This is a genomic window from Allokutzneria sp. NRRL B-24872, from assembly GCF_002155965.1.
Lineage (GTDB): Bacteria > Actinomycetota > Actinomycetes > Mycobacteriales > Pseudonocardiaceae > Allokutzneria.
Map to the genome: position 1 here is coordinate 1 of NZ_MUMH01000073.1, position 17,558 is coordinate 17,558.

Here is a 17,558-nt window from a genome sequence, read left to right on the forward strand (position 1 = left end):
TGAGGACAGGCCCTAGGCGGGCCCAGGACGCGCGAATCGTCAGCGTACCGAGAATCACCGGTACAGCGACAGGTTACGGCGCATTCTGCTGATCGAGGCTGCGCCGTTCGTGGCGAAGATCAAGGGCTTGCCCGGTGCCCACCCACCCGCGCAGCCAGTCGGGGAACTCCGTGAGGTCGCCGAGCACGACGTCCGCCCCGGCCTCGGTGAGCTGGTCGGCGTCGCAGGCGCCGCTGGGCACCGTGACGGCGACCGCGCCCGCCGCGCGCGCCCCGACCACGTCTCCGATGTGGTCGCCGACGTAGACCTGGGCGCCGAACTCGCGCAGCGCGTCGGCCTTGGCGACCGACCACAGCTCGCCGACGAGGTGGTCGACCTCGATGCCGAGCGCTTCCAGGTGCAGCGAGGCGCTGGGCTTGTACTTGCCGGTGACCACCACGACCCGCCCGCCGAGTTCGCGGACGGCGGCGACGGACTCGATGGCGCCGGGCATCGCGACGGTCCGCGGGATGACGATGTCGGGGTAGAGCGCGCGGAACTCGGTGACCAGCGAGGTCACCAGGGCCTCGTCGGTGACGTAGCGGCGGAACTCGTCCTGCAGGGGCGGGCCGAGGTTGTTGGCGAAGCTCTCGCCGTCCAGCGGGAGGCCGGTCTGGCCGCCCAGCACCTCGAACGCCCGGCGCATGCCCGGTCGCGGGTCGATCAACGTCATGTCCAGGTCGAAACCCACGGTCAGCATGGCCACGGTGGCGACACTACGGTGTTGACACAAGTCGATTTCGCGTCCACCTCTTTTACATACCGCTCATCCATGTAAAGCTGGGCGAGTGGGCCAGATCACACCCTTCACGGCCAAGGTCAAGGCGTCGCTGCGGGAGGACCTGCTCGACGCCGCGACCCGCCTGCTCTCCGAACGCGGCTTCCAGGGGCTGCGGATGGCCGACGTGGCCGCCGCGACCGGGGTCAGCAGGCAGACCGTCTACAACGAGTTCGGCAACAAGGAGGCCCTGGTCCAGGCTGTCGCGCTGCGGGTGACCGCGGACTTCCTGGACGGCACGGCCGCCGCGCTCGACGAGGCACCGGACTTCCTGACCGGGGCGCACCGCGCGGTGCGGCACATCCTCGACCGCTCGCTGCGCGACCCGCTGGTCAGCTCGATCCTGACCGGGACGGGCGCCGAGGACATGCTGCCGTTCCTGACGATCAAGGGCGAGCCCGTGCTGCGCTCGGCGACCGATCTGGTCAGCCAGCACCTGCGCGGGCGGCTGCCGGGGGTGCCCGAGGACACCGCCGACCTCTACGCCGAGACCACGGTCCGGCTGACCCTGAGCCACCTGCTGCTGCCGACCGGGACCGTCGCCCACGCGGCCGACGCCGTGGCAGCCGTCGCGCGGGTGCTGCTCACCCCGTACCTGTCCACCGCAGAGGAGCGGTCATGACGAGTCGCCAGAGCTTCCACTCACTCCGCAGCGGCGGCCTCAACTGGGACTCGTTCCCGTTGCGGCTGTTCACCAAGGGCAACGCCCGGCAGTGGAACCCCGCCGACATCGACTTCAGCCGGGACGCCGAGGACTGGGCGTCGCTGACCGACGAGCAGCGGCGCGGCTCGGCCTACCTGTGCGCGATGTTCATCGCGGGCGAGGAAGCGGTGACCGAGGACATCCAGCCGTTCCTGCGCGCGATGTCCTCGGAGGGCCGCTTCGGCGACGAGATGTACCTGACCCAGTTCGCGTACGAGGAGGCCAAGCACACCGAGGTGTTCCGGCGCTGGCTGGACGCGGTCGGACTGGACGAGGACCTGCACTCCTACGTCGCCGACAACCCCGGCTACCGCGCGATCTTCTTCGACGAGCTGCCCAGGTCGTTGCGGGTGCTGGAGACCGACCCCAGCCCGGAGAACCAGGTCCGCGCCAGCGTCACCTACAACCACGTCGTCGAGGGCACGCTCGCGCTGACCGGGTACTTCGCCTGGAACAAGGTGTGCGTGACCAACGGAATCCTGCCCGGGATGCAGGAGCTGGTGAAGCGGATCGGCGACGACGAGCGCAGGCACATGGCGTGGGGCACCTTCACCTGCCGTCGGCACGTCGCGGCCGACGACCGCAACTGGCAGATCGTGCAGGAGCGGATGGGCGAGCTGCTGCCCCACGCGCTCAGCGCCATCCAGTGGGTCTACGACCAGTTCGACGAGCAGCCCTTCGAGCTCGACGTGCAGGAGTTCGTCGAGTACGCCGCCAACCGCGCGCAACGACGGCTCGGCGCGATCGAGTCCGCTCGCGGCGTACCGGTTGAGAAGATCGACTTGGACTACTCCCCCGAACAGCTCGAAGAGCGCTTCGGCGAGGAGGACGCCGAAGCGCTCGCCGTCTAGCTGTGGTGCGCGGCGAGGATCTCCACGGCGCGCTCGCGCATCTCGACCTTGCGGATCTTGCCGGTGACGGTCATCGGGAACTCGTCGACGACGTGCACGTAGCGCGGGATCTTGTAGTGCGCGAGCTTGCCCGTGCAGAACTCGCGCACCAGGTCAGCGGTGAGCGGCGCGGCGCCGGGGCGCATGCGCACCCACGCCATCAGCTCCTCGCCGTACTTCGCGTCCGGGACCCCGACGACCTGCGCGTCGAGGACGTCGGGGTGCCCGTACAGGAACTCCTCGATCTCGCGCGGGTAGATGTTCTCGCCGCCGCGGATCACCATGTCCTTGATGCGCCCGGTGATCCCGACGTAGCCCTGCTCGTCCATCACCGCGAGGTCGCCGGTGTGCATCCAGCGCGCCGCGTCGATCGCTTCGGCGGTCTTGTCGGGCAGTTCCCAGTAGCCGAGCATCACCGAGTACCCGCGCGTGCACAGCTCGCCCTGCTCCCCGCGCGGCACGGTCAGCCCGGTCGCCGGGTCGACGATCTTCACCTCGATGTGCGGGTGCGCTCTGCCCACAGTGGACACCCGCAGGTCCAGCGAGTCGTCCGCCCTGGTCTGCGTGGACACCGGCGAGGTCTCGGTCATGCCGTAGCAGATGGTCACCTCGTGCATGCCCATCCGCTCGATGACCTGCTTCATCACCTCCACCGGGCACGGCGAGCCCGCCATGATCCCGGTGCGCAGGGTGGACAGGTCGTAGGAGTCGAAGTCGTCCTCGGCCAGCTCCGCGATGAACATCGTCGGCACGCCGTAGAGCGAGGTGCAGCCCTCCGCCTGGACCGCCGCGAGGGTGGCCTTCGGCTCGAACGCGGGGGCCGGGATGACCATGCACGCGCCGTGGCTGGTCGCCGCGAGATTGCCCATCACCATGCCGAAGCAGTGGTAGAAGGGCACCGGGATGCAGATCCGGTCGGCCTCGGTGTAGCCGCAGAGCTCGCCGACGAAGAACCCGTTGTTGAGGATGTTGTGGTGCGACAGCGTCGCGCCCTTGGGGAACCCGGTCGTGCCCGAGGTGTACTGGATGTTGATCGGGTCGTCCGCGGAGAGCCCGGCCTGCGCGGCGCTGAGCGCGTCCCGCTCGACGCCGTCCCCGGACTCCAGCAGCTCAGTCCACTGTGGAGTGTCAAGCAGCACGACCCGGTCCAGTGCTCCGCAGTTCGGTCGCACTACCTCGATCATCCCGGCGTAATCGGAGGTCTTGAACTCCTTGGCCGCCACCAGTAACCGCACTCCGGCCTGGTTGAGCACGTACTCCAGCTCGTGCACCCGGTACGCCGGGTTGATGTTGACGAGGATCGCGCCGATCTTGGCCGTCGCGTACTGGGTGAAGGTCCACTCCGCCCGGTTCGGCGACCAGACGCCAACGCGGTCGCCCTTGCCGATCCCGGCCGCGAGCAGCCCGCGCGCGAGCTGGTCCACCTGCTCCGCGAGTTCGCGGTAGGTCCACCTGCGCCCGGTGGCCCGCTCCACCAGGGCGTCCCGGTCACCGAACGCGGCGACCGTGCGGTCGAGGTTGTCGCCGATCGTGTCGCCGAGCAGCGGGACGTCGGAGGTCCCGGACGCATAGCTCGGCAGGGCGGTGGACTCAGCCACGGTGAACTACCTCCTGCGCGCGTTGTGACAGCCGCCACTCATCCTGGTTGCCCGGTCAACCCCCACCGTCGCGGTTCGGGCACCATGGAGGCGTGCTGCGACTTCTCCTCAACGCGATCTGGTTGATCTGCGGCGGGTTCTGGCTGGCCATCGGCTACCTGGTCGCGGGGATCATCTGCTGCGTGCTGATCGTGACCATCCCCTTCGGCATCGCCGCGTTCCGCAACGCCAACTTCTGCCTGTGGCCCTTCGGCAGGACGCTGGTCAAGCGCGGGGACTCCGGTCTCGGCTCCGCGCTGGGCAACGTGCTCTGGCTGGTGGTCGCCGGGTGGTGGCTGGCGCTGCTGCACCTGGTCACCGGGATCGTCCAGTGCGTGACGATCGTGGGCATCCCGCTCGGCCTCGCCAACATCAAGCTGATCCCTGTCGCTCTGTGGCCGCTCGGGCAAGAGATCGCCTGGATTGACGACAGGCTCGGCTTCACCAGGTGAATGCCCGCGTGTCCCTCGGACGTGCGGGTATGCGGTGAGCTAGAACACAGTCGCGTGTGATCCTCCTCCTCTGCCGGATCTCTGTCGTGACATGTTCGACTTCGATCGGGGGTGCCCGATGACCGTGGACCGCGAACTGGGGCAGATCGCCGACGCGATCGACCGCGCCATGCACCGGATCTCCACCGCACAGACCGACCCGAGCTGGGAGCACGTGGAGTGGCTCCGGCTCAAGGCCGATCTGCTCGACCGCCTCGCGGCAGCGCAGCGCGGCGCCGGTCAGATCGCCCGCAGGGCCGAGCTGATCCGCGACCGCGCCGAGCGCATGGCCGACGAGCTGACCCGGATCATCCCGGCGGCACCGCCGGGCCAGCACCGGGCCGAGGTCGTCCAGCTCTGGGCCGAGGGCTCGCGCTCCGCCGCGGAACGCTGACGCCCGCCGCCGCTTCCCGTACCGTCCGGTATGTGAGGCGGAAGGGGAGTCCGTGTCCGAAGACCGGCATTTCACGGGTGGGGACAACTACGAGTCGAAGTCGCTCGAAGAGCTGCGCGCACTTCTGGGTGATGCGCGAACCGCGCTCGCCGCGCAGCTCGCGACCGAGATCAGTGAGCGCGGCGCGGGGGCGAAACGGCTCGCCGACGGCATGAACGAACTCGCGGCCAAGCTCCAGGGCCGTTGGGAATCGGGTTCGGTGACCAAGGCCAAGGCCGCTGGCGACCTGCTCAGGAGCTACGGCGACGAGCAGGAGCAGATCGCGCGCGGGATCGGGCAGCCGTTCGTGTCCATGGCCCACGCCGTCAAGCAGGTCGCCGAGCACGTCAAGGAACTCAAGCTCGGCGGGCTCGAGTTCCCGAAGACCATGCCCACCGGGCTGCGTCCCGAGGAGATCACCGCACTGCGGGAGAGCATGGCCCGCCAAGAGCAGGCCAAGGAGGCGTTGCGCCAGGAGGCCATCGAACTGGGCCGCTCCCTCGACCGCGAGGCCGAGCGGACCGACCGCGTCGCCCCGCGCTTCGACGACCTCCCATCCGTGTTCTCCGCCGACCCACCCCCACGCCCGCGCCCGCCAGAGGGCGGCGGAGGCGGTGGCTTCACGCCGCCTCGCGGTCTGCCCGGGGAGCGAGGCGGCGGTGCCTTTGAGCCCATGCCCTCTCCCGTTCCGGAGAGCGGACGGCCAGGCCCCACACCGTCTCCGGAGAGCTGGCGGCCAGGCGAGGTCGAGCAGACCGGATGGGATCGACCGGGCGGTGGCCAGGTCGACGGTGGACGGTCTGGGGGCAGCGGGTTCGACTCCGGTCGCGGCGGCGCTGCCGGAGGCGGTGGAACCGGCCCACTCAGCGGCCCTGGCGGCGGTTCGTTCGGCGGCGGTTCGTTCGGCGGCGGTTCGTTCGGCGGCGGTTCGTTCAACGGAAGCTCATCCGGCGGGCAAGGAACCGAGCCGAGGCGAGCACCCGGCGCTGCTCCGACCCCGCCAGCTGGCCGTGGCGGTGGCCCCACCGGCGTGCCCGGAACGGTGGGACGTGCCGGGCAGGGCGGCTTCATGCAGCCCGCCGTCCCCGGCACCGCTCAGGGCGCTGAGGACGAGGAGCACGACCGCCGATACCCGTACGTGGAAGACCTCGTCGGCGAACTGCCCAAGGTGGCGCCACCGGTGATCGGGGAATGACGTGACGACCTGGAACAGCGACCCCTGGGCGAACGACGGCCTCGCCGAGGTGGCCGACATGGTGTCCAACGGCGAGGTCCGCATGGACGCCGGCACCAAGGAATGGGTCACCAAGCACATGAATGAGCTGATAGGCATTGCCAAAGCCGAACTCGATGCCGCCAAGGATTTCGCCCTGAAGGCGGAGGCTGTCGACTTCGGAGCTACCAGAGCGGGACAGGCGATGCGGGACAAGTTCATCCACCGCAGTTCCGATCAGGAAGGCGGGCTCGTGTGGTTCTGGCAGCGATATCATGACGCCCTCGTCGAGTTCCAAAGGCGCGTGGTCGGCATGGCCAACGCACTCGAAGCCAACGACCAGAAGGGCGCCGAGCTGCAGTGGCGAGCCAACTCGTGAACACATTCCACAAGAAAACTTCCTGGTTGACGGCAGCTGCGGTCGGCGCGTCTCTTGCCATCTCCGGATGCTCCACCGTTGTCGCAGGACAGGCCACTGAGTCTCTGGGACCTGCCATACCTCCTGGACACATACCCACGGCTGCGGACTTGTGCCGACTAATGACACCCGCTGACTTTCCGACACAGGGGCAACTAGCGCCGAATTCACCGAAACTCGAAGAAAAATACGCTCCATCATGTTTCTACCACGTGCAAGTGGGAGGAGTTGGGGTCACCTTCTCAGGAAGCCTCGGCTTCACGCCAGAGGTGAAGATTCTCCCGGCTCATCTGAAGACCAGAAGAGAAGACACTGTCTCAGGTAGGCGCGTCGCCATCGGGCAGGGTGAGATCAGGAGTGGCCCTGAGGACTGTGGAATACTGTTTGAATCGCCGATAGGCCTGTGGTCGATTCTCGTCTCCGATGATTCAGCCCCGAATCGGGACGGGTGCGCGTCGGTGCGGCACGTGGCGGAGCGAGTCATTCCGCGGGTGCCGTGATGTGGGGGCGGCGGACGTTGCTGGTGCCGGCGGTGGTGTACGAGGTGTGGTGGGAGCGGCTGGGCCTGGGGGTGATGCCGTTTCCGCTGGTGGTGTTCCAGCACGGAGCCGACGAGCACGAGCGGGCGAGAGCGCGGGCGTGGGCAGAGGGCTGGGTGGCGTGGCACGGGCTCGGAGACGAGCTGACGGGAGCGCTTCGCGTCGTCGCGGAGCACGAGGTCGAGCTGGCGTTGGTGCACACCGATCGCGAGGGGCAGAAGAGGATCGGCTGCTTTCGGAAGGGCCGGAACGTGTTGCGGGCGGTGATCCGTGGGGACGGCGTTGAGTTGCAGTGGCTCGCGGATGCCTCGTTGCCGGGCGCGGCGGTCGGCGCGCTCCCGGAACGCGGAGCGGGACGTGGGCAGTCCGCGCAGGTGCCAGTGGAAGCGCTGGCGAAGTGCGGGGACGACTGGCAGCGCTCCGGTTTGATCAGTGACGGCGTTGCGGCACTCGTCAATGCCGGAGCCGATCGCCTTCAGGCACAACGGTTTCTGACGGTCTACTCGGCTGCGGACGCGATGGGGCAGGCGTCGGTCGTCCAGCCGAGGCACGGGCGATCGGCGGCGCTGTCCATCGACCCGCTCAGCTGGTTGGACACGGCCGAGGGGCGGTACGTGACGAGCGTCAACGGTGGGCAGGTGACGCTCGCGCCGGTCAGTGCGGCGGCGCTGGGCACGCGGTTCGCCGAACTGCTGACCGGATCGCTCAGCTAGGCATCAGTCCAGGCTGGTCCAGCGGACGAGGGCGTCCACCAACTCCACCTCCCCCTCGACGGCGAGCGCGGTGAGCGGGATGCGGCGCCACAGCAGCAGGTCGAGCTGTTCGGCGGTGCCGGTGACGACGGCGGAGGCGGGCACCTGGGGGTAGACAGGCACGCGGCGGGGCTGGGCGGCGCGGAGCGCGATGTCCCACTCGTCGCCGGAGTCGTTGGCGCGCAGGCGCACCAAGCCCTCCGGCCCGCTCCACGGTTTGCCCCACAGGAAGCGTTGCAGGAACTCCCGCACACCGTCCGCGGCCAGCGACGGGTCGAGCGGAGCGGCGGCGCCGAGGGCGTTCTCGGCGTCCCAGCGGTGGACGAGCACCTCGTGTGCCTGGCGTTCGGCGACCTCGGCGGCGGAGGTGAGCTTGGTGTCGGACCACCAGCACCATGAGGCGGAGTCGGGCGGGGTCTCGCGCAGGACCTCCAAGAAGGACTCCGAGCGCGAACGCCACCACGCGAGCAGATCGGCTCCGGGCTCGGCCAGCTCCGCGACGACGGCCTCGTCGGGCACCGGACCGGCCGAGCGCAGCCCGTGCTCCCACCACGTCTGCACCTCGCCCAGGTGCGCGACCAGGTCGGCGACCGTCCACTCAGGACAGGACGGGACGCGCCTGGTGAGTGCGCCAGGGGCGCTGACCGCCGCGGTGAAGGCCGCGGTCTGCTGCACCGTGGTCGCGATGTAGTCGATGCCCATGCGCAGGAAACTAGACGGGGGCACCGACAATCTCAGAAGGGCTGGTCAGCGCTGCCGAGGAGGTCGGCGACCGAACCGATCGTGCGGGTCGGGCGGTAGGGGAAGCGGTCGGCGGTCTCCATGGTGGAGATGCCGGAGAGGACCAGGATGGTCGCCAGGCCCGCTTCCAGGCCGGAGCGGACGTCGGTGTCCATGCGGTCGCCGATCATCAGCGTGTTCTCGGAGTGGGCGCCGAGCGCGCGCAGGGCGGAGCGCATCATCAGCGGGTTGGGTTTGCCGACGAAGTACGGGGCGCGGCCGGTGGCGCGTTCGATCAGCGCGGCGACCGAGCCTGTCGCGGGCAGCACGCCCTCGCGGCTCGGGCCGGTCTCGTCGGGGTTGGTGGCGATGAACCGCGCGCCCGCCTCGACGAGCCGGATCGCCTTGGTGATCGCCTCGAAGCTGTAGGTCCTGGTCTCGCCGAGCACCACGTAGTCGGGGTCGCGGTCGGTGAGCACGTAGCCGATGGAGTGCAGCGCGGTCGTCAGCCCGGCCTCGCCGATGACGTAGGCGGAACCGTTGGGGCGCTGCGAGTCGAGGAACTTCGCGGTCGCCAGCGCGGAGGTCCAGATCGCCTCCTCCGGCACGTCGAGCCCCGTGCGGCTCAGCCTCGCGCGCAGGTCGCGAGGGGTGTAGATGGAGTTGTTGGTGAGCACCATGAACGGGACGTCCTTGTCCCGCAGTTCCTTGAGCAGTTCGTCGGCCCCGGGGATCAGGTGCTCCTCGTGCACCAGCACCCCGTCCATGTCCATCAGGTAGTTCCAGGTCACCGGCTCAGTCACGTCTTCATCCTCCCCCGTCCGCGGCGTGCACGCCCACCTCTGTCGCCTTCACCACGAACCAGACCTGCTCGCCGGGCTCCAGTCCCAGTTCGGCGGCGGCCGCGGGCGTGATGTCGGCGGCGAGCCCGTCGTCGGCGCGGAGCCGGATCAGGTCGCCGTGCGGCTCCATCCCCGCGAGCCGGACCCGCAGCGCGTTTCGCGGGCTGCCGTGCGGGTTGTCCCGGTGCACGGCGACGGCCGTCGGCGAGAACACCGCGACCCCTTCCTCGCCAACGCCAGCGCTACCGAGGCCCGCGATGAACACCCCTGCTGAACTGCGAAGACCACCCTCAACGGTCGTGCCCGCGACGAGGTTCAACCCGGCGATGCGCGCTGCGAAAGCACTGCGCGGGCGGGTGAGGACCGTGCGCGTCGGCCCCTGCTCCGCGATCTTTCCGGCGTCGAGCACCACGACTCGATCGGCCAGCACGAGCGCGTCCAGCGCGTCGTGGGTGACCATGATCGCTGGGCGGTTCTGCGCGCGCAGGACTCGGCGGAGCAGCCCTCGCATCGCGGGCGCGGCGTCGACGTCGAGCGCGGTCAACGGTTCGTCGAGCAGCATCAGCTCGGGCTCGGCGGCGAGCGCCCTGGCCAGCGCGACGCGTTGCGCCTGGCCGCCGGACAGCTGCCGAGGTTTGCGATCGGCGAGCGCGAGAGCGTCCACTTCTTCCAGCCACCGCAACGCGATCACGCGGTGGTCCGCACGACGCTGCGCTCGCGGCCCGAACGAGACGTTGGCGAGAACGGTGAGGTGCGGGAACAGCAGCGGCTCCTGCGCGAGCAGGCCGATACCGCGCTGATGTGACGGTGTGCCAAGGAGATCACGGCCGCCGAGTTCGAGGTGTCCGGCGTCGGGGCGCGCGAGCCCGGCGATGAGGTTGAGCAGCGTGGACTTGCCGGAGCCGTTGGGCCCCAATACCGCGACGACCTCACCAGGCTCCACGGAGAGAGCCACGTCGAGCGTGAAAGCACCGCGCGTCAACTGGAACTCAGCCTTCACCGCAGTCCCTCCACCGCACGCGGCCGGGCCACCGCGATCACGACGATCGCGATCACCACCAGCAGCAGGGAGAGCGCGACGGCAGCGTCCACATCGGACTCGCGCTGGAGGTAGATCTCCAAAGGCAGTGTGCGCGTGGTTCCCTGCAAGCTGCCCGCAAACGCGATCGTGGCGCCGAACTCACCGAGAGCACGAGCGAACGCCAACACCACGCCGGAGCCGATTCCCGGGAGCAGCAAGGGAATCGTCACTCGGCGCAGCACCGTCCACCGACCGGCACCGAGCGTCGCCGCCACCGCCTCGTAGCGCTCTCCGGCCGTGCGCAACGCGCCTTCGAGGCTCACCACGAGGAACGGCATCGCGACGAAGGTCTGCGCCAGGATCACCGCAGCCGTCGTGTACGGGAGTCGCACTCCGAAACCGATGTCCAACCACTGACCGAGAAACCCGTTGCGCCCCAACAGGTACAGCAGAGCGAGGCCGCCGACCACCGGTGGGAGCACCAAAGGCAGCAGCACCAACGACCTCAGGAATCGCAGGCCACGGAAGTCCGCTCGCGCCAGCACGAGCGCGAGCGGACCACCGAGCAGGAGGCACACGAGAGTCGACAGCGCCGCGGTCTGCAGGGAAAGCCCGAGTGCCGAGAGCGCCGCGTCGCTGCTGACCAGCTCTGGCAAGCGCGCCCAGTCGACGCGTCCGAGCAGGCCGAACACGGGCAGCACGATGACCGCGAACCCGAGGAACGCGGGCACCCACAGCAGCCGGGGCAGGGTCACGGCGGACCGAAGCCAGCGCGGGTCAACACGTCACGACCGGCCTGACCGCGCACCAGCTCGGCGAACTCGCGGGCGAGCTGCGCCTGCTTGGACTTCTTCAACAGCGCCAACGGGTACTCGTTGACCGCGTCGGCGGACTCGGGGAAGTCGACGCCCTCGACCTTGCCGGGCGCGGAGAGCACGTCGGTGACGTAGACCAGACCGGCGTCGGCCTCCTTCGCCGCGACCTTGCCGAGCACCGAGCGCACGTCGGGTTCCTCGCTGACCGGCTTCAGGGTCAGCTTCGCGGCCGTCGCGACCTGCTTGGCGGCGGCACCGCACGGCACCTGGGGCGCGCACAGCACGAGCGCGGTCCCCGGCTTGGTCAGATCGGCCAGCGTCCTGATCCCCTTGGGGTTGCCCGGGGGCACGGCGATCCGCAGCGTGTTCACCGCGAAGACCTCGGAGCGGCCCTCGATCAGGTCCGCCTTGGCCACGGTGTCCATTGTGGACGGACTGGCCGATGCGAAGACGTCGGCGGGCGCGCCGTTGACGATCTGCTGGGCGAGGTCGGAGGAGCCGCCGAAGCTGACCCGCACGTCGACACCGGGGTGCGAGGCCTCGAAGGACTTCTCCAGCTCGGTGAACGCGTCCTTCAACGACGCGGCCGCGAAGACCGTGACCTCGCGCTTCTCCGGGCCGCTCGTGCAGGCCGTGATCAGCAGCAGCGACAACGACGACAACAGCAGGGCGCTCGTGCGCTTCATGGGGTCTCCACCACGACTTGGGTCGACTTGATCACCGCGACGGCGAGCGCGCCCGGCTTGAGGCCCAGCTCCTCGGCGGCCTCGGAACTCATCAGCGAGACCACGCGGTGCGGACCGCACTGGATCTCCACCTTGGCCATCACGCGGTCGGCGACCACGTCCGTGACCAGGCCGACGAACCGGTTGCGCGCGGAGCTGCCGATCCCGGTCGGGTCAGCGGCGGCGCGCGCGCTGTCCCTGGCGTGCGCGGCCAGCTCCGCCCCGTCCACGGCGATCCGGCCCGCCGCGTCGCGGTGGCCGGTCAGCGCCCCGGAGTCGACGAGCCTGCGCACGGTGTCATCGCTGACCCCGAGCAGCCCGGCGGCCTCGCTAATTCGAAATTGCGGCACGATGACGACAATAGTTCCGCATTTGCGGAATGTCAGCCGTTGTCGTGGTCCCGAACCCGCATTGTTTCCCGGTGCAGGGTCTCGGTCATCTCGGTGAGGTAGGAGATGATCAGTTCGATCTCCTCCGCACCGTGCTGCTGGACCGCCTTCTCGCAGGCGTCGCGCAGCCCCTGGAACATCCACGCGTGCTCGCCCGCGTCCTTGGCGAGCACCTCGACCAGCACCTTGCGCCGGTCGTGCGGATCGCGGACGCGGCGCACGAACCCCGCCCGCTCCAGCCGGTCGATCACCCCGGTGACCGCCCCCGTCGACAGCCCGGACAGCTCGGCGATGCGCCCGGCCGTCACTGGCCCCTCGGCGCGTCTGGCCAGGTCAAGGCACTTGTGGTCGGTGACGGAGAGCCCCATCCGGTCGGCGACCGCGGTGTGGAACATCACCGTCGCCGCGCTCAGCGCCCTCCCGCACATCGCGAGCCGGACACCGCCTTCGGACATGTCCAACCCGAACCCGGGATCGACCTGCTTCTCGCCGCTGGCCATGGTCCCCCGCCTCCGCCGACGTCAACATCTTCGGGACAAGAAGCTTGGCAGCTCAGCTACTTGACCGTGAGGCATGTTACCCGGCGCGGCCGATCTCCCCTCCGCCGCTCACGCGGATTTGTCGGCGTTCGCGGCTACTCTCGGAAAGGTGAATCCCGTCCCCCTGGGTATGCCTTCGGTCGCGCGCTCTTCCAGGCACGACACCGCTCTGCCCGCGCGACCGGACGACAACACCCTTGTTGACCGCTTCGGCCGAATCGCGACAGATCTCCGGGTCTCCGTGACCGACCGGTGCAACCTGCGCTGCTCCTACTGCATGCCCGCCGAGGGACTGGACTGGCTGCCGGGCTCCGAGCTGCTCGACGGCGCGGAGCTGACCAGGCTGATCCAGATCGCCGTCGACCGGCTCGGGATCACCGAGATCCGCTTCACCGGCGGCGAGCCGCTGCTGCGCAAGGACATCGTGGACGTGATCGGCGCGGCGGCCCGGCTGCGGCCGAAGCCGATGATGTCGCTGACCACCAACGGACTGCGGCTGCCGGAGCTGGCGGGGAGGCTGGCCGAGGCCGGGCTGGACCGGGTCAACGTCTCGCTGGACACCCTGCGGGCGGACCGCTTCTTCACCATCACCAGGCGCGACCGGCTGGACAAGGTGCTCGACGGGATGGCGGCGGCCGCCGCGGCCGGGCTGACGCCGGTGAAGGTCAACGCCGTGCTGATGCGCGGGGTCAACGACGACGAGGCCGTTCCGCTGCTGCAGTACTGCCTCGACGAGGGCTACGAGCTGCGCTTCATCGAGCAGATGCCGCTGGACCCGCAGCACGCGTGGGACCGCGACCGGATGGTCACCGCGACGGAGATCCTGGACGCGCTGGGCGCGGCCTTCGAGCTGGCCCCGCACCCGGCTCCGCGCGGTGGAGCGCCCGCGGAGCGCTGGACGGTCGACGGCGGCCGGGGTTCGGTCGGCGTGATCGCGTCGGTGACGCAGCCGTTCTGCGCCGCGTGCGACCGCACCAGGCTCACCGCGGACGGGCAGGTCAGGTCGTGCCTGTTCGCCAGGACCGAGACGGATCTGCGCGGACCGCTGCGCGAGGGCGCCTCCGACGAGGAGATCGCCGTGCTCTGGCGGAGCGCGATGTGGGGCAAGGCTGCGGGGCACGGCATCGACGAAGCCGGGTTCGCCCAGCCGGACCGCCCGATGAGCGCGATCGGAGGATGAGCGTGCAGTCGTTGACCGTGCGGTACTTCGCGGGGGCCAGGGCGGCGGCCGGGGTTCAGGCGGAGGCCGTCGAACTCGACAAATCGTCCACTGTGGACGAAGTGCTCGAACTGCTGCGCGCGCGGCACGGCGCCCGGCTGACGATGGTCCTGCCCGCGTGCAGCTTCCTGCTGGACGGAGTCGCCGTGCGGGACCGGGCCGTCACCGTGCCGCCCGGCGCCGAGCTGGACGTGCTCCCGCCGTTCGCGGGCGGCTGATCACCGCTGCGGCACACCGATGGCGGAGCAGATCCCAGCGGCCTCCTCCGCCGCGCTCGCGTCGCCGAGCTCTCCCAGCAGCGCCAGCGACCGAGCCGCGCCGAGGCGGTGCCCGGTCTCGGTGTGCACCTCGACCGCCCGCCTCGCCTGGGTGACCGCCTCGCCGAGTTCGCCGAGATCGCGGTGGACGCGGGCCCGTGAGCTGATCGCCTTGCCCTCGCAGAGCCGGAAAGCGACGCCTCGGGCGTGCGACTCCGCGAGCAGCGCGAACTCCATGGCCTCGCCCGCGCGGCCCAGCGCGCTGGTGGCCTCTGCCAATCCGATCAAGGCCGTGATCTCGCCGTAGGTGAAGTTGGACTCGCGGGACAGCGCGAGCCCCTCCTGGAACCGGTCGAGCGCGCGCTCCGGTCGGGCGCGCCCGAGCTCGATCCCGCCGGCGACGTTCAGCGCGTCGGCCACGGTCTTGCGCCGCTGCGTCGACCTGGAGAGCTCGATCGCCTCCCGGCACAGCTCGTGCGCGCGCTCGTGCTCACCGAGATCGCGGTAGACCTCCGCGAGGCTGCAGAGCACGCTCGACTCGGGCGAGCGCTGCCCCAGCGCCCGGCAGCGCCGCAACGAGTGCTCCAGCGCGTCCACCGCCGCGGCGTACTGGGCCAGCTCGCGCCGAGCGATGCCGAGGTTGTTGGACGCGAGCACTTCGATGGTGGTGAAGCCGTGCTCCGCGCACTTCCGCACCGCTGACTCGTGCACGCGGGCGGCGTCGGCCAGCAGTCCCCGGTAGACGTAGATCGCGCCGACGTTCACCATTCCCAGCACTTCCACGTGCGGCGGGCCACTGACCTGGCTCCGCGCGAGGCTGCGCTCGAAGTACTCCTGCGCCCGCGCGGTGTCTCCCAGTTCGGCGTGGGCGGTCCCGAGGTTGTTGAGGAACCCGACCTCCACGCCCGGCGGCAAACCCCTGTCGCACAAGGCCAAGCCCAAGCGGCACTGCTCGGCGGCCGACTCGTACTCCGCGAGGTCGAAGTAGAGCCGCGCGAAGCTGTTGTGCGCGGCGGCTTCTCCGCGAAGATCACCGGTTTCCCGTGCCACGGCAAGGCCCGTCTCGGCGACCGCGCGCCAGTCCGCGATGTGGCCGCCGGTGCTGAAGTACATCCGCGCGGTGTCCGCGAGGTGCACCGCGAGCGGATGGGTTCGGGACCTCGCGGCGGCGACCAGGTTCCCGCGCTCGGCGTCCAGCCACCCGATGGCGGCCTCGCGATTGGCGAAGGAGGGCAGCCAGGAGCGCGGTTCCTCCTCCGGGAGCCCGATCCGGCTGATGTCCGGGTGGGCCGCGCGGGCGGCTCGATCGGCGGCCCGCAGGTAGTGGTCGAGCAGTCTGTCCACAGTGGACGCACGATCGGCCCGGCTCTCCTCGGCCGCGCACAGGTGCTCGGCGTAGAGCCGCAACAGGTCGTGCAGGTAGTAGCGGTCGGGCCCCGACATGGCGACGACGTTCACCGCCGCGAGCTGGTCCAGCAACTGGGCGGCGTGCTCCCGCTCCGAGTCCAGCAGCGCCGCGGCGGCGTTGGCGTCGAAGTCCGGGCCCGGCACGAGGCCGAGACGGCGGAAGAGGCGTCGAGCCTCCGGCTTGAGCGCGCTGTAGGACAACCCGAACACCGCGTGCACCGCGGCCGAGGACTCGTCCGGAATCTCAAGCGCGGCAAGGCGATTTCCCCGCCGGAGCTCGTCGACGTACTCGGCGAGATCGGGCTTGGAGCGGCCAGCGAGGTTCACCCCCGCGATGCGCAGCGCCAGCGGCAGGTGCCCGCACAGCTCCGCCAGCTCGGCCGCCGCCGGGTGCGCTCCGGCCTCCGCGCCGAGCAGACTCGTCAGCAGCGCAACGGATTCCCGTGCGCCGAAGGGCTCAAGCCGCAGGGCTCGCGCGCCGTGGCCGACGACCAGTCCGCGCAGCTCGTTGCGCCCGGTGACCAACACCGAACAACCAGGATCTCCCGGGAGCAGTGAACGGATCTGGTCGGCCGCGCTGGCGTTGTCGAGCAGCACCAGCACGCGCTTGCCGGACAGCACCGAGCGGTAGAGCGCCGACTGCTCGTCGACGTCAACGGGGATCTGCTCCGGCCGAATCCCCAGCGCGCGGAGGAACCTGGCCAGCACCTCGGAGGTGGTGACCGGCTCCCCCGACGCGTAACCGCGCAGGTCGACGTAGAGCTGGCCGTCCGGGAAACCGCGCTTGAGCCGGTGCGCGACACGGATCGCCAGCGCCGTCTTGCCGACGCCCGGCGAGCCGGAGATCACCGTCACCGGAACCGAGCGCTGCCCTTCGGCGGGCACCGACGTCCGCTCCACCAACTCGATCCGGTCCGCGCGACCGACGAAGTCCGCCAGGTCAGGCGGCAGCTGCGCGGGCACCACCCTCGGCACCGCCCGCACCGGGGACTCGGCCAGGTCGTGGCCGCCGACCAGGATCGCCTGGTGCAGCTCGCGCAGGCTGGTCCCCGGCCCGACGCCGAGTTCGGCGCGCAGCAACGTGGTGATCTTGCGGTAGGCGGAGAGCGCTTCGGCCTGCTGACCGGAGCGGTAGAGCGCGAGCATCAGCTGGGCCCAGAACCGTTCGCGCAACGGGTGTTCCGCGGTCAGCGTGGTCAGCTCACCGATCAGCTCCTGGTGCCGACCCGACGCGAGGTCGAGGTCGACGCGCCGTTCGAGCGCTCCGAGCAGCAGCTCAAGCGCTGAGGTGATCTCGTTGCGCCGCAAGGACTCCGACTCGACCTCGACGAGCAGGGGCCCGCGCCACAACCGGAGCGCCTCGGCCAGCAGAGCGCGCTCGGACTCCTCCGAACCGTCCTCTCTGGACCGTGCCGCGCGGTCGACCAGCTCGCGCGCGCGGAGCAGGTCGAGCTGGTCGGAGGCCAGGGTCATCGCGTAGCCACCGCGAACCGTGCGCAGCAGATCACCGCCGATCACCCGGCGCAGCCGCATGACGTGGACCTGCAAGGCGTTGCGTGCCTCGGCGGGCGGGCTGTCGCCCCACAGCGCCTCGATGAGGTCGTCGATCGAGACCGCGCGGCCGGAGCGCAGCAGGAGCATCGCGAGCACGACGCGTTGTTTGGCCGCCTGCACGGGAACCGGGGCGCCGTCGACCACGAGTTCAAGCGGCCCCAAGACCTTGAACCTGAC

At 70.1% G+C, this 17,558-nt stretch carries 20 protein-coding genes; 10 read left to right on the plus strand and 10 right to left on the minus strand.

Annotation, left to right across the window (positions count from 1 at the left end):
* Nucleotides 1-73 precede the first annotated feature (73 nt).
* A complete protein-coding gene (locus CCN37_RS19895; RefSeq protein WP_086823378.1) occupies nucleotides 74-739 on the minus strand; it encodes an HAD family hydrolase in 666 nt (221 codons plus the stop codon).
* 88 nt (nucleotides 740-827) lie between these two features.
* Between CCN37_RS19895 and CCN37_RS19900 the strand changes: the two genes are divergently transcribed.
* Nucleotides 828-1,439, plus strand: a complete 612-nt coding sequence (locus tag CCN37_RS19900) for a TetR family transcriptional regulator (RefSeq protein ID WP_371504591.1) — start codon at nucleotides 828-830, stop codon at nucleotides 1,437-1,439.
* Nucleotides 1,436-2,371 carry a R2-like ligand-binding oxidase gene (locus tag CCN37_RS19905; protein ID WP_086823182.1) on the plus strand — a complete coding sequence of 312 codons (936 nt, stop codon included), beginning with the start codon at nucleotides 1,436-1,438 and terminating at the stop codon, nucleotides 2,369-2,371. The genes CCN37_RS19900 and CCN37_RS19905 overlap by 4 nt, the downstream gene beginning before the upstream one ends.
* Here the strand turns inward: CCN37_RS19905 and CCN37_RS19910 are convergent.
* Nucleotides 2,368-4,008, minus strand: a complete 1,641-nt coding sequence (locus CCN37_RS19910; protein WP_086823186.1) for an AMP-binding protein — start codon at nucleotides 4,006-4,008, stop codon at nucleotides 2,368-2,370. The genes CCN37_RS19905 and CCN37_RS19910 overlap by 4 nt on opposite strands.
* 95 nt (nucleotides 4,009-4,103) lie before the next feature.
* Here CCN37_RS19910 and CCN37_RS19915 point away from each other — a divergent pair, with 95 nt between their 5' ends.
* From CCN37_RS19915 to CCN37_RS19940, 6 genes are all read left to right on the plus strand, one after another.
* Nucleotides 4,104-4,499, plus strand: a complete 396-nt coding sequence (locus CCN37_RS19915; protein WP_086823384.1) for a YccF domain-containing protein — start codon at nucleotides 4,104-4,106, stop codon at nucleotides 4,497-4,499.
* A gap of 118 nt (nucleotides 4,500-4,617) precedes the next feature.
* Nucleotides 4,618-4,932: a hypothetical protein gene (locus tag CCN37_RS19920; protein WP_168200752.1), complete on the plus strand. Its 315-nt coding sequence runs from the start codon at nucleotides 4,618-4,620 to the stop codon at nucleotides 4,930-4,932.
* 52 nt (nucleotides 4,933-4,984) lie between these two features.
* A complete protein-coding gene (locus tag CCN37_RS19925) occupies nucleotides 4,985-6,166 on the plus strand; it encodes a hypothetical protein (RefSeq protein ID WP_086823191.1) in 1,182 nt (393 codons plus the stop codon).
* Between the two features lies 1 nt (nucleotide 6,167).
* Nucleotides 6,168-6,563 (plus strand): hypothetical protein, encoded by a 396-nt coding sequence (locus CCN37_RS19930; RefSeq protein WP_086823193.1) that lies wholly within the window; start codon nucleotides 6,168-6,170, stop codon nucleotides 6,561-6,563.
* Nucleotides 6,560-7,102 (plus strand): DUF3558 family protein, encoded by a 543-nt coding sequence (locus CCN37_RS42400; RefSeq protein ID WP_168200753.1) that lies wholly within the window; start codon nucleotides 6,560-6,562, stop codon nucleotides 7,100-7,102. The genes CCN37_RS19930 and CCN37_RS42400 overlap by 4 nt, the downstream gene beginning before the upstream one ends.
* Nucleotides 7,102-7,854, plus strand: a complete 753-nt coding sequence (locus CCN37_RS19940) for an ESX secretion-associated protein EspG (protein WP_086823199.1) — start codon at nucleotides 7,102-7,104, stop codon at nucleotides 7,852-7,854. The genes CCN37_RS42400 and CCN37_RS19940 overlap by 1 nt, the downstream gene beginning before the upstream one ends.
* A gap of 3 nt (nucleotides 7,855-7,857) precedes the next feature.
* On the opposite strand, the gene CCN37_RS19945 is transcribed toward CCN37_RS19940, so the two are convergent.
* Genes CCN37_RS19945 through CCN37_RS19975 form a run of 7 tightly spaced genes read right to left on the minus strand, consistent with a single transcriptional unit; the run spans nucleotide 7,858 to nucleotide 12,833 of the window.
* Nucleotides 7,858-8,595: a maleylpyruvate isomerase family mycothiol-dependent enzyme gene (locus tag CCN37_RS19945; protein ID WP_086823202.1), complete on the minus strand. Its 738-nt coding sequence runs from the start codon at nucleotides 8,593-8,595 to the stop codon at nucleotides 7,858-7,860.
* A gap of 32 nt (nucleotides 8,596-8,627) precedes the next feature.
* Complete coding sequence (locus CCN37_RS19950) at nucleotides 8,628-9,386, minus strand: HAD-IIA family hydrolase (RefSeq protein ID WP_086823387.1); 759 nt, start codon at nucleotides 9,384-9,386, stop codon at nucleotides 8,628-8,630.
* Nucleotides 9,387-9,420: 34 nt separating this feature from the next.
* Entirely contained in the window at nucleotides 9,421-10,455 is a 1,035-nt protein-coding gene (locus tag CCN37_RS42405; RefSeq protein WP_086823205.1) for an ABC transporter ATP-binding protein, read from the minus strand.
* The gene (locus CCN37_RS19960; RefSeq protein ID WP_086823390.1) at nucleotides 10,452-11,225 is read right to left on the minus strand and encodes an ABC transporter permease; all 774 of its coding nucleotides are present in this window, start codon (nucleotides 11,223-11,225) and stop codon (nucleotides 10,452-10,454) included. Before CCN37_RS19960 ends, CCN37_RS42405 begins: the two co-directional genes overlap by 4 nt.
* A 2-nt stretch (nucleotides 11,226-11,227) precedes the next feature.
* Nucleotides 11,228-11,977: a molybdate ABC transporter substrate-binding protein gene (modA, locus tag CCN37_RS19965; protein WP_086823208.1), complete on the minus strand. Its 750-nt coding sequence runs from the start codon at nucleotides 11,975-11,977 to the stop codon at nucleotides 11,228-11,230.
* Nucleotides 11,974-12,366 (minus strand): molybdopterin-binding protein, encoded by a 393-nt coding sequence (locus tag CCN37_RS19970; protein ID WP_086823211.1) that lies wholly within the window; start codon nucleotides 12,364-12,366, stop codon nucleotides 11,974-11,976. Before CCN37_RS19970 ends, modA begins: the two co-directional genes overlap by 4 nt.
* Before the next feature lie 32 nt (nucleotides 12,367-12,398).
* Nucleotides 12,399-12,833 carry a MarR family winged helix-turn-helix transcriptional regulator gene (locus CCN37_RS19975; RefSeq protein ID WP_246843177.1) on the minus strand — a complete coding sequence of 145 codons (435 nt, stop codon included), beginning with the start codon at nucleotides 12,831-12,833 and terminating at the stop codon, nucleotides 12,399-12,401.
* Between the two features lie 241 nt (nucleotides 12,834-13,074).
* On the opposite strand from CCN37_RS19975, the gene moaA reads away from it, so the two are divergent.
* The gene (gene moaA, locus CCN37_RS19980) at nucleotides 13,075-14,124 is read left to right on the plus strand and encodes a GTP 3',8-cyclase MoaA (protein ID WP_086823214.1); all 1,050 of its coding nucleotides are present in this window, start codon (nucleotides 13,075-13,077) and stop codon (nucleotides 14,122-14,124) included.
* Complete coding sequence (locus tag CCN37_RS19985) at nucleotides 14,121-14,381, plus strand: MoaD/ThiS family protein (RefSeq protein ID WP_086823217.1); 261 nt, start codon at nucleotides 14,121-14,123, stop codon at nucleotides 14,379-14,381. The genes moaA and CCN37_RS19985 overlap by 4 nt, the downstream gene beginning before the upstream one ends.
* On the opposite strand, the gene CCN37_RS19990 is transcribed toward CCN37_RS19985, so the two are convergent.
* Nucleotides 14,382-17,543, minus strand: coding sequence for a BTAD domain-containing putative transcriptional regulator (locus tag CCN37_RS19990; protein WP_168200754.1), 3,162 nt, complete (start codon nucleotides 17,541-17,543; stop codon nucleotides 14,382-14,384). It lies immediately after the preceding gene.
* Nucleotides 17,544-17,558: the final 15 nt, after the last annotated feature.

What these genes read in the sequence shown, in the direction of transcription:
- CCN37_RS19945 (WP_086823202.1), bottom strand. Translation starts at nt 8,595, where the DNA reads ATGGGCATCGACTACATCGCGACCACGGTGCAGCAGACCGCGGCCTTC.
- moaA (WP_086823214.1), top strand. Translation starts at nt 13,075, where the DNA reads ATGCCTTCGGTCGCGCGCTCTTCCAGGCACGACACCGCTCTGCCCGCG.
- modA (WP_086823208.1), bottom strand. Translation starts at nt 11,977, where the DNA reads ATGAAGCGCACGAGCGCCCTGCTGTTGTCGTCGTTGTCGCTGCTGCTG.
- CCN37_RS19905 (WP_086823182.1), top strand. Translation starts at nt 1,436, where the DNA reads ATGACGAGTCGCCAGAGCTTCCACTCACTCCGCAGCGGCGGCCTCAAC.
- CCN37_RS19950 (WP_086823387.1), bottom strand. Translation starts at nt 9,386, where the DNA reads ATGGACATGGACGGGGTGCTGGTGCACGAGGAGCACCTGATCCCCGGG.
- CCN37_RS19920 (WP_168200752.1), top strand. Translation starts at nt 4,618, where the DNA reads ATGACCGTGGACCGCGAACTGGGGCAGATCGCCGACGCGATCGACCGC.
- CCN37_RS19940 (WP_086823199.1), top strand. Translation starts at nt 7,102, where the DNA reads ATGTGGGGGCGGCGGACGTTGCTGGTGCCGGCGGTGGTGTACGAGGTG.
- CCN37_RS19895 (WP_086823378.1), bottom strand. Translation starts at nt 739, where the DNA reads ATGCTGACCGTGGGTTTCGACCTGGACATGACGTTGATCGACCCGCGA.
- CCN37_RS19975 (WP_246843177.1), bottom strand. Translation starts at nt 12,833, where the DNA reads ATGTGCGGGAGGGCGCTGAGCGCGGCGACGGTGATGTTCCACACCGCG.
- CCN37_RS19985 (WP_086823217.1), top strand. Translation starts at nt 14,121, where the DNA reads ATGAGCGTGCAGTCGTTGACCGTGCGGTACTTCGCGGGGGCCAGGGCG.